The sequence below is a fragment of the Vibrio sp. 10N.261.55.A7 genome, from assembly GCF_002877365.1.
Lineage (GTDB): Bacteria > Pseudomonadota > Gammaproteobacteria > Enterobacterales > Vibrionaceae > Vibrio.
Genome location: NZ_MCWZ01000044.1, coordinates 1 through 15,262, shown reverse-complemented (window position 1 = coordinate 15,262; position 15,262 = coordinate 1). Strand labels below are relative to the sequence as shown.

Genomic DNA, 15,262 nt, shown 5'->3' with positions numbered 1-15,262 from the left:
AATAGGTAATAGGTAATATATATGATGTTTTTCAATATATTGTATGTATAGACTTAAAAACATATAAAAACAATGATTGTGGCGGGGTATTTTTTCCAGTAATTTTGCGTAGAGCCTCGAATATTTCCGATTCCTTTTTAGGGAGTTAACTCGAAATCGCCTCTATAGTGCTTCAGAAAGCTATCAATATGTGGTCATTATTATTCAGTCATCACAACTCATAAATTAGGATGGATAGAGATTTCCTTTTAACTGCGTTGCTTGATTTAAGAAAATATCACCCGCAATGGTCATTGCTTCATCATTTGCGTAAAGCACTTCTGCGTACCAGTTACCGGCACTGCCACCCAACCTAGAAAGCGCACTTAACTCGCCTCACGAACACACATTGTCATAACAAACACACATTGCGCCGCGTTTGTGACACATCCATCTATCAGCATCGCTTTATAATTGACTCACTTAAACAAATACACGCTCATACATGGAGAGACTGATGAACTTTAAAAAAATCACACTGGCTATCACTTGCGGGCTAATGATGAATGGCGCAGCACTGGCGGCACCCGCTAAACCTGATGTTAAAATTGGCGTAGAAAATTGGCTTCAAGCCGACGTGAATCAATGGACATTTGTTAATACTAATCAAATTATTCCTAGCGCGACAGTCAGCCGAGACTTTACACCCGTGGCCGATTTTGAGTCAGCATTAACCAGCATGAGTGATCTTGAATTTGTAGGCAAAGTCGATAACAAGCAACAAACGATCACCATCAACGATTACCTAGAGCACACACGTACAGATGCATTAATCGTGATTCATAAAGGCAAAATTGCCTACGAGCAGTACTTTAATGACGTTGAAGATAAACAGCGCCATATTTTGATGTCGGTGACTAAATCATTCATTGGTACCGTGGTTACTGAGCTAATAAGCCAAGGTAAGTTAGACGAACAAGCGACAATCGGTTCAATTGTCGCGCCATTAAAAGGCACACCCGTTGGTAAAACAACGTTACGCCAAGTTCTTGATATGACCGCTGGCATGGCGTATTCGGAAGATTATGCAGACCCTAATGCTGATGTGTGGGCATATATTTCTTCCATTGGTTTAATGCCCATTCCTGAAGGCAGTACCGCGCCAACCAGTATTATGGATTACTTAAAAGACATGCAGGTGAGTACGCCAGCAGGCGAACAGTTTAATTATGTCACGCCAATGAGTGAAGTATTGCAAGCCGTTATTGTTGCCGCGACAGGTCAGCAATTTAACGAAGTATTAAGTGACATGATTTGGTCGAAAATTGGGGCTGAACGTGATGGCTCGATATTAGTTGAATCAACACAACAAGCGTTAGCAGGCACAGGCTTAATGCTAACTGCACGTGATATGGCGCGCTTTGGTCAAATGATTTTAAACGACGGTTACTTTAATGGTCAGCAAATTTTATCAACCAAAACAACCGACGATATTAAGAAAAGTGGTGATGTAAGCAAGTTCGCTCACTACGCTGAAGAAAATGCGATGCAAGGTTTTTCATACGGAAATCAGTTCTGGCATACAGGCAATGAAAACAATGCGTTCACTGCCATGGGAGTGTTCGGGCAATACATTTACATTGATCCAACGGCCGAGGTCATTATCGTGAAACAGTCTTCTGATGTTGCACCACTAACACCTTACGCAGCCAAAAATGATTTTATTGCGCTAGATGCTATCGCGAACCATTTCAACAAAAAATAGTAAGACCAACGCTATGTCGCGATAAGGGCAAACAATACACCTTTATCGCGACGTAGCATGGCTTTGTGTCCTAAATCAGGGAACGCAATCATCAACTCACGATCTGCTCAGTTCATTCAAAGACTTAAACAAATGACCAAGTCTCGTTACAAAACGACTAACTGAAAACAACTAACTGAAAAATAACCAAGCTTTAATCAATCGAGGGTCACTGACATTCTGGATTAATGAAGAAACCATTCAACGTTGGAATCAAACCAAGCAAGGTAGTCGATGTGAATGAACAGAACACGCAAGCCACGGGGTTTTATCAGCACATGGGTTTTAGCGTTGCATCACGCTCACCTCTTGATTATATGGGAAAACCTTTCCGAATTTTACACATGACACTCTAACGCTCGGTTTGTCGTCAACTTTATGCTAGAAGAAACGCCCAAAGCGGATAACTTTGGGCGTTTCCGTTTCTGCTCGGTTTTCGTACCTGCTAATTCACACTAAGCAAGGTACTGTTGAAGCCGTTTCGAGCGACGAATGACGAATGCATCCAGAGCAAAGACCACCACAATTGTTAACCCTGCAAGCGGGAAGCAGATTCCAAGAATCACGACCATCATCAAGCCAACGCGCCAAATTCCCTCTTGTTCGAACCTTGCTGGTACGCCCAATTTCGCGCTGCCGTTTGGTCGCCGAATCCACCACATCACAACGCCAGTCACCGCAATCGCAATAAACGACACGCAAAATAGAGCGTTCAACAGTTTATTCACGATACTGGCATCGCCTTGGTGCAGCGTTGTGCCAGCCGCCATGAGCTTGGCAATGGTTGAGTAATCATCCCATGACACATCCATTAGCAACTGGCCGGAATACTGGTCAAAGTGGAGGGTTCTATCCTGCCTTGGGTCAATAACATCACCCGCCATCGAGTTCGCAGCAGCGGTAAACACGCCTGTTTCCCCCTTTGGCAAAAACACTTTGAAACGAGTCATTCCTTGCTCTTTAGCCAGAGCGACTATTTCATCGATAGAGACAGAATGAAGATCGTGTTGCGCTTTCTCGTCTGTTGCTTTTGCATTGTCTTCCTCACCGTGGCTAGCCCCATGCTGTGAGTGGTCGTGTGATTGAGGTTTGGATTGAGGCAGTTCCGCCAGTTCTAAGTTCCACGGCATCTCTTCTTCACTGCCATGATTTAAGCTTGCGTGATTCTGACGAGTGCGATTCTGGCTAACTTGAGTCAGGCTCGACTCTGGCTTTTCGCCCCAGGTGTAAAACGTTGGGAATGTATTCCAACCCTGAACCATCTTCGAGCCCCATACTCCTGCCCAGGCCAAACCAGACAACAAGAATAACAACAATATGACCGACAAAACGCCACCCAAATTCGAGTGGAGATCGCGCATCAGCACTCTCGTGCCTGATGCCATTCGAATCTTCAAGAAGCCTGATTTCGCGGCGTTGTCGGTCGGTAACCAGAGATAAATCCCCGAGACCAACAACAAAATACTCAAACTGGCTGACACCTCAATCAGGTAGTCGCCCCAATCTCCAATCAGAAGCGTGCCATGAATGTCATTCGCTAACTGATACCAGCTGTCACTTCGGTCTATTTCACCGAGTACCTGTGCAGTATACGGGTCAATGGTCACGAATATGGATCGACCGTCTTCAAGCCGAATGCTGACTCGGTTTGCGGTTTTAGGGTCGTTAGAAGCCACAAATTGAGTGATAGTTGCCTCGGGGTACGCTGATCGAACCGCTGCAATTTGAACCGATGCCAAGGTTTGTTCGCCTTGAGGCGTGATGGAAAGAATCTCGCCATACCGCGCATTTTCTATTTCGTCATCAAAGAGCATGACAAGGCCGGTAAGACTGAGCATTAATAAAAAAGGGACAACAAACAGCCCCATATAAAAGTGCCAGCGCCAGGTTAAAAAGTAACGAGATTTGGCTATAGCCTTAGATTTAGATGACTGCGATGAGCCATTTGCTGATGGAGTCTGAGCTTGACTGCCTAACATTGCAATTTCCTTTTGATGAACACCGTGCATAGCGCCCATTAAAAATGAGCCTAATCAACGCACCGCGTTTAGACTTTGAGATTATTTTGGTTGTCTAGTTTTAAGTCACTAGTTTCTAAGTAATGAGTTTTAGGAAAGGTGCAGAAACGGAGGGGCTCGGACTGGTGCTAATTGGTAACGGGTGCTTTGAACAAAATCGGTGTAAACATCCAATGTATCAAACAGATGAATAGATAACGGATGTACTGGCGCTAAAGAATCGTGGTGAAAAGGCGAAAAATGACCAAAAGGACACGGCTTACCGTGTTGAGTTTCCGGCTTGCCCTCTTCAATCTGAACCAGTTCAAAACCATTGATAGTACACAGCGTGGCCCAAACACCCGCACTTGCACCATGCGCATTAATAACAGGCATAACGCTAACAAGTACCCAGCATAAGGTACTTGCTATTAACATTATTCGATTAAACCAGCCTGAACGCATCATTCACCCACTCAATAGAGAGGCGCAAAGATATAACAAAAAGGCAACAACCTCTCCTTGGGATGTCTTGTAGTTTAACCAACATCATGAATTTTCTGAGAATCGGTCACGAATCACTCGTGAAACTCAATGCTAGAACAACCTAGCGACGTTCGACAACCGCACTCTCCTAACCAATGGCGACGTTTAGGAAAGTCTCACGAACGAGTACGCCGGCTCTCTATGCGGTAAGATTAATTGAGCGGGTTCTCACTCAGAAACTTGGCGAGCTTCTGACGATTCTCTCCTTCCAATGTTCTCAGTGGTAAGGGCAAGCTTGGCGTATCCGTGAGGTTTTCTAACTCAGCCGCCGATGCAATGACTCTCAGGCTGCCATTATTCTTCCCATACTGATCCCACAAAGGCTGCAATCGCTCAGATAAATGTAATGCCTTTTGAGCATCACCTGATTGAGCGGCGCGAGTGATTTCCAATGCTGCTTTTGGATACAAACCACCAATCACGGAATACCAAACATCGCACCCCGCGTTGAGGCCACTTGCTGCAAACCCATCTCCACTGACGCCAATGGAAACGTTAGATGGAACGATTGACCGTATGTGATCAACTCTCGCTTTTGCTGCCACCGCATCAAGTGGAACGCCTGGGATTTTTATCGAGCGCACGTTTTCCAACTGAGATAGGCGAGTGTACAGCTCATCACTGAACTCAAAATGCGTTGTTGCAGGGTTATCGTAGACAACAATAGGCAAGGACGATGCCTGACTGACCGTGCTATAAAGTTGATAAACCTCTTCCGCAGACAATTTTTGGTAAGACATCGGCGCAAGCAATATCGCGCTTGCACCGTGACTCTCAGCATGTTCAACAAGCGCTAACACATCTTTAGTGCGCAAGGCACTAACACCAATGATGACAGGAACGCCCTTTGCGTTTTTAATGGCGAGTTGGGCAACGTGCATGCGCTGTTCAATTGGTAGGTACGCGTAACTGCCCGTTGAGCCTAATACGCCTATCGAATCTACTTCAGCCCGCACCAAACGCTGTACCAAGCGAATAAATGCCCCTTCATCAATCTCTTGTTCATTCATTGGGGTTAAAGGAAACGCACTCATCCCTGAAAACATACTGATACTCCCTTACAAAGTTCATTGGCCTCAATCTGATTTAAAGGTAACATTGTCTCAGACAAAGATAAATATTGTCATAGGACAAAAATGAAAATAGATGGAAAAACAGCATTAGAAGTCTCCGACAGTATTCGAAAATTGGTGCAAGAAGGTGATATTCGCGCAGGGGATACACTGCCTCCTGTTCGTGAACTTGCTGAGAAGCTGGGTATCAACCGAAATACCGTCGCGCTTGCCTATCAGAGGCTAGTGAAATCAGGTACAGCTATCACTCAAGGGCGTTTAGGCACTCGAATCTGCGCTCCACCTGAGGCGGGAGAACAAGAGGGCCTGAGTACATCCACAACATTGACTGATTTAGCCGATGGCAACCCAAATCCAGCTTGGTTACCCAACCCTCAAGATCTGTTGGCTGAATGTTTGCCTAGCCCGCACCTCTATGGTGATGAAACGGTATTGCCCAAACTTCGTCAATTTGCGGAAGAGACGATATATCCGGATTGCCCTAACCATGCCGACATTGAACTGACGAATGGCGCAATAGACGCACTAGAGCGGTTGATCGCGGCGCATTTGGTCTCTGGTGACAAAGTTGCGGTTGAAGACCCGTGTTTTTTAGGCACCACGAATGTGCTTCGCCTTGCGAACATACAAGCCATAGGCGTGGATGTAGACAAATCGGGTATGTGCCCAGAGAAGCTCGAACACGCCATTAAACAAGGCGCAAGAGCCGTTATTATCACTCCTAGAGCACACAACCCAACCGGTTGCAGCCTCACTCTGTCACGCGCAGAGGCGATAAAGAAAGTACTTAGGAAACACCCTAACGTGCTTGTGATCGTTGATGATCACTTCTCTTTACTTTCCGACACGTCCTACTATTCCATTATTCCTGACGCCACCACTCACTGGGCGCTCATTCGTTCAGTGTCGAAATTTTTAGGCCCTGATCTTAGGTTTGCCTTCCTCGCTTGCGACCGTGCAACCGCGAGTCGACTAAGAGCCCGTTTAGCGCCTGGAATGACTTGGGTTAGCCGAATCATTCAATCCATCGTGCACGTCAATTTGGCATCGAACGACACACTTGCCCTAATTCAGCAGGCACGAGAAGACTATATTCTTCGCCGAAGTACGCTCTGCTCCGAACTCGATAAAAAACGCATCAAGTACATTTCTGGTGGGCTGAATGTTTGGATCCAGCTACCTAAAAATGCGAGAGACGTGACTCATGAGTTAGCACAGCGAGGTTGGTTGGTCCGTCAAGGCAGTGCCTTTCTTTTACAAAGCAAAGTCGAGGCCATTCGCGTCACCACCTCTAAGCTTGAACAAACTCAAGCGACAACGTTCGTTTCAGATTTAGACGCCTGCCTTAAAAGGCGATAGTCAGTACAACTTGAGTGACCATACTTTGGTGAGTGAAAAGTTAGGATCTGCCCCGCTGCTCTCGTCAGCGGGATCAAATAGGCAATAAGAAAGTAGAAGTGCTTTTCAGTATGTGAGTTTAAATGGAAGTTTAGCGATTTATGAATAAACAAGATCTGTCGAAAATGGGAGCGGCTCGCGTTTCCAAAACCATTGTTAATGGCGTCCCTTGCATCCATAAGCAAGGAGCTACAGATGTTGAAATAAACTTCTATAAAGTGGCTGCTTCCAATCTTCATGGAATAAATACGCCCAGATTAATTCAGATAAATAACCAAGAGCTATTTATCGAATATATCCCTAACCGAATTGCACTCGCGCCTCGAAGTTTGAGCAAAGATGAACGGTAAACTTTGATATATAAAAAGGAATAAGCAGCAAAGGCCAGACCTGAATCTATTCAGCTCTGCATAGTTGTTCAGTTAAACGGAGAAGCTTCCGTCGACCAAGTCAGACTAACTTCTAACGATATAAGAGCGAGACTAACGTATTTTTCAATTATCCATAAATACCTGACTCCTATGGATAAATGACATCTTAGTGGGCCGGACAGCGCTTTAGAACTCTAATAACTCACTCTTCCTGAGCTGAGCTGGTGTGAATCCGCTGATTGATTTGATAGCTCGATTGTAGTTCGAAACATCATCGTAACCCATTTGATAAGCGATGGTGCTCACTGGTTCGTTCGTTTCCGTGAGTAGCTGTATACTGCGCTTTAACACGGCATTCTTTTTTATTTCTTTAAACGAGGTGTTGTGATCTTTGAAGTAACGATACAGTGTTTTTGTTGTTACACCGAAAAGGCTGGCTATCCAGTCCATAGTAAACTGAGGAAGGTGACTATAACTCTCGGCCAGAAGCAAGATTTCACCGATATCACGGGATTTTAGAGAGCGGCTTGTCATAGGCTCTAAATCCTCTACGTCGGTTAACTCTAAGCTTAAAAAGGGTTGACCGTAGAGAACGTTAGTTTGAGGCAAAAGGATATCTGCAAATATTCTTCCCTGTCTCTCTTCGGTCATAACATTCAACCTAGAGGGTTGCCATTCACGTCCTAGCCAGTTTCGACATAAATGAAGTAACAATGCTACTCGAAACCACTCATTGATGTTTGCTCCCGGATAGGATGGCTTCAAAGCGCCTCTATGACACCAACTCCACGCCCCTGTAACCTTTTCTAGCCAATAAGAATTTTGACGACTGAATCGATGCTCATTAGTCATTAAGGATTGCAAAATGCGTTTGAAATCTGTGCCTTGTTTTATTAACCCCCACCGCCCATCAATCACACTTTGGGCCGTGTTCTGGCCTACGATTAACGGCATTTCATCGTCACACAAAGTAGCCATTTTACTGAGAAAAAGTGAGAAGTCTCTCATGGGTATCCATGTTTCGGATCTTAAGTTTTCACTTGGCAAACGAAACTCATCCGCTACCTCTTTCCAGCGAATCCCCTTTCTATCAAAATAAGGTATGTAGAAAAGAAGTGACTCCGATGAGGTAAGTATCAGGGGGGAGTGTAATCTGCGCATTGCTTTACCACTCAAACTAACTGACTAAGAAGTATAGCTTGATTTTTCACATCATAGCAATGCACCGCATTCTTTCCCCATAGAAAACCTCCTCATTAAAATGTTTCACACCAGAGCTGCAATAAGTAAATCTCAACATCTTATTTATCAACCTTGAAGCCTAATACTGTTCCTTAGTGAATCGTTCTTTTGGGTCGAAAGGTCAGAGAACTGAACCCGCTTTTATTTCATTTTTATCCCGACTTCAGGTTAGTTAACAAGGTTTACAGCATTAAAAGCTGTAATCTAATGCAAAAATTACACGGTGATTATCACGGCTATTAGAAGCAGATCTATCATAAGATGTGTAGTTATACTCAACGCCCGCCACTAAGTTCTTTCGAACAGTCCACTTCAGGTTGGCTATCGCAAACTGGGAGCTTGTAAAGGTATCGGATTGCCCTTCTAACTCATCGGCTTTCCACGCACCGTACGCGAAAGTTGATTTCAGTGTATCTGCCCATGAGTGGCTCACAGATGTCCATAAAGCTTCTGACTCTCGAAGACGAAACTCACTGGTTTGAGGGTCGTATAATGGCCCCGTATTACTAACGCCAAGAATGTAACGATCGTTTCCATAGCTGTTGAAGTACGCGACTGAGAAATGATTTTCTTCATCAAATTTAATACCTCCGGATAATTGATAACCCCATCCGATATCATTAGTCGTTTCGTTTTGCTGAACATCTTTCGTTGTAATTTGATTCACAACACCAGAGGTACGGATCCAGTAATCTTCGGTGTTCGTTTGCAAACCAACTATGAAGTCAGGGTAGTCTGAACTATTGTCTAACACCGTATTTTCATCGTCTGTTTGTACGTGGTTCAATCCACTTTCCAAAGCAACATCATAACGAAAAGTGCCAAATGTTTGAGACCAACGAACCATAGGTTGACGATTGAACACAACCCCAGTCAACGTCGGTTCTAAGACTGTATCTGGTAGACGGTTCATATCCATCAAGGTTGACCAAGTTTGACCTACGGTTAACGATCCATTGCCGATCCGCCAATTTACGTAAGCTTCACGCATTCGCAAATCCATCTTGCCGTTGTTGGCACCATTAAAATCAAACGATACAAAAGATTTGACCGACTCGTCGCCTTCAAGCTCCGTGTACGTACCCAAATTAAACCTAGTGAGAGTGGTATCAATGGCGATATTGCCATCATCATTTTTACCAAAAAGGCCGTTTGCCGTATTATTGACACCTATACCAGAAACATCGCTATCAGCAATTACAGCACCAAGAATTTTCCCTGACAGCTCTACATCAGTGTTTTCTGTTAGTGCACCCGTGGCAGCCTGCGCTGATATACTGAGACTTGCTGTAATCAACATAGCAAGCAGACGTGGTTGTAGGGTTAAGTTTTGTGTTTTCATAGAATAACTATTTTAAATAGAATGGAACTGTTCTCGATTACCATGATTCGTCCCCTCCTCTGCTTCTTAATAGCAGAAGGAGGGGGAATGCTGTTACTACTCGTCGGTGAGTTGTTTCGCCGCTTCGCGTAAGTAACCTGGAATCAAGTCTGGAGTCAGGTAGACCGGTGAGGTTGAGAAAGCGACACCCACTACGTCACGTTCTGGGTCAACATAGAGGTTTTGATAGAGGTTACCGTGTTTAAATAGCGCACCATCTTCCCACGCAGCATCCCATTGGTGTGTGTTGTAGATTGGCATATCTTCACCAAATGAAGCTTTCACCCATGAGTGCTCGATGAAATCACCCGCTAGGTATGCTTCGTGGTTACCACCTTTTTGTATCTTCTCTAGGACTTCTTTTGACACTACTTGCTCTTTAGATACCGTGTCCCAGCTTGGTGTAAATAGTAAGCCGTAACGAGCTAAGTCATCGAGGCGAGTGTTAATCAAACCATAAGATACGGCGTGGCCTGCTGGTGATACATTGATTTGTGCAGAAGCGCGCGCACCGATCTTAGACCAGATTCGATCTTCAAATATTTGTGTGAATGGCTCTTGTGTGATGTTTTCAATCGCAACACCTAATACTTTTGTTATTGTTGAGCTGTAGCGTGCCATTTTACCTGATGGTTCACCTTCTAAAGGCACAACATCGCGCAGTACCTTCATCTCATCTTCAATCACGCCATCGGCATTCTTAACATTGAAGTCGGCCGATAGCATACGTTGAAATACAGAACGAGGATTTAACGTGTTAGCTGCGTTTTCACTGATATCAAGCCCTGATGCCATGTTCATTGCATCTAGCATGATCACACTATCCCACTCGGTGCCTTTTAGCTCTGGGACATACTCAGTAATTGGCTTAGTCATATCCACTTTGCCTTCGACTTCTAGCATGGTCAGGATTGTACCCACTGAAGACTTAGCCACTGATGCCCAAAGGTGAGTATCGTGTGGATGCATACCAGGGAACTCTTCATACACGACTTCACCGCCTTTCAGGATCATGATGCCTTGCACACGCGTTTTTTCGTCATGGATGTACTCTTTCAAAGAAACCGATTCTTTTCCGCCACCCATAGTGAAAGTTAAGTCGTTAAGAGAGCTATCAATGTTGCGCTTTAACACGCTAACTTCACCGTGTGGCATCGCAAGCTCTGCTGGCATGTATTTTGACATGTTAATCGCGTAGTAAAGTGCATGGTCACCACCCATTTGCATGTGGAAGTTACCAAAACTTTCATTCGCTTCATCAATAAATTGTTTGTCAAAGCCTTCTTTTACTTGGGTTACAGGGATAACAGGTTGTGCTCCAGGTTCTGCGAGTGCTTTTTCGAGTGGACTTTGTGCACTGGCGACATTTGTTGTAAAAACAGAGGCCAGTAATAGCGCAATGTGATGTGTTTTAAGATTCGTTCTCATGATGTGTACCTAATTTGATTAAAGTAAAACTAAAGAAATGAATTGATGCTGCTTAGAAATAGAACTTGTAGTTGGCCCAAACTACGGTGTCGTTGATTTTTTCATCGATAGAACCGTTTTTGATGGTGGTGTTTGTGTTAATGATTTTGATTTGGCCCCAACGTGTTCTGTCGTTGTTGAATGGTGTGGACATTAGAAAGTTTGTATTGAGTACAGACATGTCTGCATCACCCGATAGGTAGTTGTATTCCGGATATAAACCAAAATATGTACCGTCATCTCCAGCGGTGTAGAACATATACAGTGCAGCAGAGCCACCAACTGCAGCTTCATCAGAAATGTTTGTAATTGCCTTAACTTCATCAGAAAACTCACCGCCTAGCACGCCTAAGCGAGGGAAGATGTTAAGTCCCTTAACACCAGAATTAATTGCGAGTGTCACACCCGGTGAAACCGAAGTGAATAAAGCATTGTCGATCACGTCGAGTGAAGCGGCGACTTTCGGAACTCCCGTGTTCCCAGTGTTAAATACATGGAAGTACTGCAAGCGGCTATCTGAATAATCACCATTTTTGTCGATAGCAGCCTCTAAGGTAAACATGCTCGTTTGGCCGTTATCGAAATTGATATCACCCGATACAGACCCTTTAAATCCGCCTTTATTGCTCATTGCAACATACGCTGAAGTACTGGTCTCTGTAAGGTCTGATGGATCTGGTGTTTTCTCTCCGGCAAAAGCGGGAAGAGACGCTATCATAGTCAATAAAACAGCGATTGATTTTGCATTTGTCATCTTTAAGTCTCTAAGTTATCGATGTGGGTATGACAAAATCCGTTTGTTGTAACCTCAACCTCTGGGTTGACGTCTTTAGCTCCGTCCGATGCATGTATATTAGAGTGGTCTGAGAAATTCATAGAGGTCATTTTCGGACATATTAAAGGTCATTTTCGGACATCCATATTTCATTGTTTAATGGAGGAGTGATTAGAAGTGAATACTCTGGAGATTGAAGCAGCGGGTATCGTTTTAGAGCTAAGTTTGCAAAAAGTCACAACGAAACTTGGCGTGCTGAGTGCTGAGTGTTGAGTGTTGAGTGTTGAGTGTTGAGTGTTGAAGGTAGGTTTACTCTAGCCTTGTTAAAATCAATTCTTGATTTCAGTGTCGAAAGTTAACTACTGGAAACTGCAGTGGCACTAAATGGCCACGTAAGCTTGAAGAAATCTGGCGAATCAGAACTAGCCTTGAAATTAAAAAAGAAGAATTCGGCAGGTAAGAATTGATCAAAAGAAACGGCTAACGTACCGACAAGATAAGCCACGAGCGCTAGCCCCGACGACTTGTACCATTCTTGAATTACTGTGTAATAGGCGCCAGATAGAGTAAATCGCGAAGAGATATCTAAGAAACTATGGCAAGAAAGCGAGCCAAATAATGATCTATCTAGAAGCCATATCTACCAATTGCGTAGCCAGCTCGATAAGCCTTTTCCAACACCAAATCAATGACGAGCCGACTAGCACTATTAAGTGCCAGCACGTATGTCTCCTTCGATGATAAGTATATGGCCATCTGTAAAGTAATCGTGCTCCTCATCATGCTCAATTGGCGCAGTGGCGAGTTGAAAACGAATTGAATGACCTGATAATTGTTTTATCTGTTGAGCGAGTAAATCACGCTCATAATCAACGTTGGGGTCAATGCTATGTAATACAGTGACAATCCCAGAGTAGGGCGTCAGTTGTAGCCCATTGTCATAACTTAACGCACCAACCCATACCTTCTTTCCTGTTGACAGATCGTTGCCGTCACCTAGCCATGTTCCAGCACTCCACCAACGAATATGACTGCGTTTCATCAAATCTCCGGGTAACTGAAAGACCATATTTTGAGGCTTACCATTCCAAAAAAGATCCGATACTGGTGGTATTTTACTGTTTAACAGATCCAGATAATCCTCCCATTCAATATTATTTCGCGAAAAGGTTTTATTTTCTATCCAGCCTAAACTCAACATGGCAGTGCGAGGTGTCTCGCCTATGTATATAACGTTGATCGCCTGAGCGTCATAAACAGCTGAACGACCGGGAAACGCTTTGAGTGAAAGCTCTTGTACAGAAGAGACTGTTGTTTGAGGCGACGATAAATCAAGCATTGCAACAAGATCATCTGCGCGTAAGAAGAAATGAAAGTAGTTTGCGAGCAGTGCAGCAATGGTAAATAGAACGCCTGCTTTCAAGCTGAGCCAGCGCCACTTATTATAAAAGCCGATGATGATAAAAAGAATCGTCGAAGCAATGACTAAAAGACTGTATAGATGTTCTTGACCAAACAGGAGAATATCACTAACAAAAGAGATGGATTCAACACCATAACTCAGCAAGTACCCCAAAATGATAAACTGCCCCACACCAAGAATAAGCCCGATGCCAGACAAAAAAGTAAAGCGTAGGCAAGGTATTCGGTTTACTCCCGCTAAAAATGGAACAACCCAAGCGATAGGCCCAAGAAGGCGGGAGAATATCAAGACGGAACGTTCATTTCTAAACATGAATAATCGGACTCTAGCAATGGTCTTGCGAGATTTAGGCAGCCACCGAGTAAGCTTCCGTTGAGCACCTTTTCCCATTGCCCTTCCTATCCAATAACTGGCCTGTTCACCAATCCAGCCTCCGGCAAAAACAAGTACGACACCTAACCATACGCCCTGGTGCAATTGATAACCTGCAGCAATCAAGAACGGCTCTCCGGGAACAAAAAGATTTGGACCAATTAGTGCATCTAACATCGCACCCATAAATAGGCTTATCATCCCTAAATTCAATGCATCAGAAGTCATCTAGTTGCATTTCCTTTGTGCAAATTTTGGTCAATGACTTTTCACAGAAATAGCCGATTATTTGCCTACGAATTAACCATGTTTAGTAAAAACAGTGGTGTATTATTAATGGCAAGCGGTACTAGCGTTCGTTGTAGTGACCAAATTTGTATTCCATCTCATTTTTTTTCATTTCACCCAAGAAGAAACGGCGAAGGTTGGCTTTTAAATAGGTAAGTCCTGTTGTTACTATGCCATCTTGATCTAATCTTCTTGGGTCAAAGCCAAAAGTCGAATTTAGGAAACGAAAACGCCACGTTTTACTCGCTCTTTTTACGTAATCACAGTCTTCACACAGGACTATTTCTTCATCAAATCCATTCAGATCTTTGTGGGCACGTTGAGTGGAGAAAATGCAGGCGCCAACAGCGGTTGGGTAAAAAAACTGTGTGATAAATAGGCCAATGTTAAATAGCACATAACCCAACTTATGAACCAAAGGGAGAGCTTGCGAACCCATATATACACCAGCAACTTCTAGTTTTTTACTGTTTAGTTGGTGCAAGGCATCACTCAGAAAATCAGCTCTAAGCCTGACATCGGCATCTAAGAATAATAGGCGTTCATAATTGGCCAGTGACGCTCCTTGATTTCGACCTAAGCTGACTCCACGGTTTTTCATTTTATGAACGATCAAATTCGGTAGCATTGATTCATACGTTTGAGCGACATCACAGGTCGCATCATCACTATTTGAATCGACGAGAATAACTTCGAAATCACGAAAATATTGATGGCTTAGATCGTCCATCAGGCGAGCTATACATTTTTCTTCATTTAGGGTGATAACGACAATACTTAATTTGCTCATAACGTGGCTCCAAAGTTAGTTCTATGAATGTGTCGCTTTAGACGTGGGGCTTTCTTGGCAGCTAGAATAGTTGGATTACTCTCAAGGCCAAGCTTTCCATATGTTTAATAACTTTCCATATGTTTAATAAAATACCCTTTCATTATCGACTTCCGTTGTTTTCACAAAATACAAACATCAAGAATTAAATAACGACGTAATTCCTTTAAAACTATAAAAAATAATAAATTCCACAAGCAACCATGGTGTTTTTATAGGAATTTTAAATTCGAGTTAGGTAAGCAAACACACTCTATATTTATGGCATAACACCATTACCAACAACAAGAACAAACCAAGTAAATTATCAATAATTT

Annotated in this window: 12 protein-coding genes and 4 pseudogenes; 7 read left to right on the top strand and 9 right to left on the bottom strand. The window is 43.6% G+C overall.

All coding sequences use genetic code 11. The features are described from left to right. Window positions 1-496: 496 nt before the first annotated feature. The 3 genes and pseudogenes from BCU12_RS04365 to BCU12_RS04355 all read left to right on the top strand — a co-directional run. A complete protein-coding gene (locus BCU12_RS04365; protein ID WP_157939851.1) occupies window positions 497-1,744 on the top strand; it encodes a serine hydrolase in 1,248 nt (415 codons plus the stop codon). Window positions 1,745-1,876: 132 nt separating this feature from the next. Then, a pseudogene (locus tag BCU12_RS04360) lies at window positions 1,877-2,009 on the top strand (IS5/IS1182 family transposase); the annotation flags it as partial. 4 nt (window positions 2,010-2,013) lie between these two features. Continuing rightward, window positions 2,014-2,139: pseudogene (locus BCU12_RS04355) on the top strand (GNAT family N-acetyltransferase); the annotation flags it as partial. Window positions 2,140-2,238: 99 nt separating this feature from the next. On the opposite strand, the gene BCU12_RS04350 reads toward BCU12_RS04355, so the two are convergent. The 3 genes from BCU12_RS04350 to BCU12_RS04340 form a co-directional block, all read right to left on the bottom strand. Next, complete coding sequence (locus tag BCU12_RS04350) at window positions 2,239-3,762, bottom strand: PepSY domain-containing protein (RefSeq protein WP_102403151.1); 1,524 nt, start codon at window positions 3,760-3,762, stop codon at window positions 2,239-2,241. Window positions 3,763-3,891: 129 nt separating this feature from the next. Further along, window positions 3,892-4,248 carry a hypothetical protein gene (locus BCU12_RS04345; protein ID WP_102403150.1) on the bottom strand — a complete coding sequence of 119 codons (357 nt, stop codon included), beginning with the start codon at window positions 4,246-4,248 and terminating at the stop codon, window positions 3,892-3,894. Between the two features lie 230 nt (window positions 4,249-4,478). Next, window positions 4,479-5,372, bottom strand: coding sequence for a dihydrodipicolinate synthase family protein (locus tag BCU12_RS04340; protein WP_102403149.1), 894 nt, complete (start codon window positions 5,370-5,372; stop codon window positions 4,479-4,481). Window positions 5,373-5,462: 90 nt separating this feature from the next. Here BCU12_RS04340 and ptsJ point away from each other — a divergent pair, with 90 nt between their 5' ends. Both ptsJ and BCU12_RS04330 read left to right on the top strand, forming a co-directional pair. Next, window positions 5,463-6,758 carry a transcriptional regulator PtsJ gene (ptsJ, locus tag BCU12_RS04335; protein WP_102403148.1) on the top strand — a complete coding sequence of 432 codons (1,296 nt, stop codon included), beginning with the start codon at window positions 5,463-5,465 and terminating at the stop codon, window positions 6,756-6,758. A gap of 140 nt (window positions 6,759-6,898) precedes the next feature. Continuing rightward, window positions 6,899-7,147: a hypothetical protein gene (locus BCU12_RS04330; RefSeq protein WP_102403147.1), complete on the top strand. Its 249-nt coding sequence runs from the start codon at window positions 6,899-6,901 to the stop codon at window positions 7,145-7,147. 207 nt (window positions 7,148-7,354) lie between these two features. Here the strand turns inward: BCU12_RS04330 and BCU12_RS04325 are convergent, their stop codons facing one another. From BCU12_RS04325 to BCU12_RS04310, 4 genes are all read right to left on the bottom strand, one after another. Beyond that, window positions 7,355-8,329: a helix-turn-helix transcriptional regulator gene (locus BCU12_RS04325; protein WP_102403146.1), complete on the bottom strand. Its 975-nt coding sequence runs from the start codon at window positions 8,327-8,329 to the stop codon at window positions 7,355-7,357. Between the two features lie 271 nt (window positions 8,330-8,600). Then, window positions 8,601-9,752, bottom strand: a complete 1,152-nt coding sequence (locus BCU12_RS04320; protein WP_102403145.1) for a DcaP family trimeric outer membrane transporter — start codon at window positions 9,750-9,752, stop codon at window positions 8,601-8,603. 96 nt (window positions 9,753-9,848) lie between these two features. After that, on the bottom strand, window positions 9,849-11,219 hold the full coding sequence (locus BCU12_RS04315) for a serine hydrolase domain-containing protein (protein WP_102403144.1): 1,371 nt from the start codon (window positions 11,217-11,219) through the stop codon (window positions 9,849-9,851). A gap of 52 nt (window positions 11,220-11,271) precedes the next feature. Next, window positions 11,272-12,012, bottom strand: coding sequence for a hypothetical protein (locus BCU12_RS04310; protein WP_241909746.1), 741 nt, complete (start codon window positions 12,010-12,012; stop codon window positions 11,272-11,274). A 370-nt stretch (window positions 12,013-12,382) separates the two neighbouring features. On the opposite strand from BCU12_RS04310, the pseudogene BCU12_RS23685 reads away from it, so the two are divergent. Further along, window positions 12,383-12,478 (top strand): annotated as a pseudogene (locus BCU12_RS23685) (integrase); the annotation flags it as partial. Window positions 12,479-12,486: 8 nt separating this feature from the next. After that, window positions 12,487-12,725 (top strand): annotated as a pseudogene (locus tag BCU12_RS23575) (winged helix-turn-helix domain-containing protein); the annotation flags it as partial. A 17-nt stretch (window positions 12,726-12,742) separates the two neighbouring features. Here the strand turns inward: BCU12_RS23575 and BCU12_RS04300 are convergent. Together BCU12_RS04300 and BCU12_RS04295 are read right to left on the bottom strand one after the other, a co-directional pair. Then, a complete protein-coding gene (locus BCU12_RS04300; RefSeq protein WP_241909745.1) occupies window positions 12,743-14,056 on the bottom strand; it encodes an LssY C-terminal domain-containing protein in 1,314 nt (437 codons plus the stop codon). Window positions 14,057-14,177: 121 nt separating this feature from the next. Next, window positions 14,178-14,906, bottom strand: coding sequence for a glycosyltransferase (locus BCU12_RS04295; RefSeq protein ID WP_102403143.1), 729 nt, complete (start codon window positions 14,904-14,906; stop codon window positions 14,178-14,180). Between the last annotated feature and the right edge of the window lie 356 nt (window positions 14,907-15,262).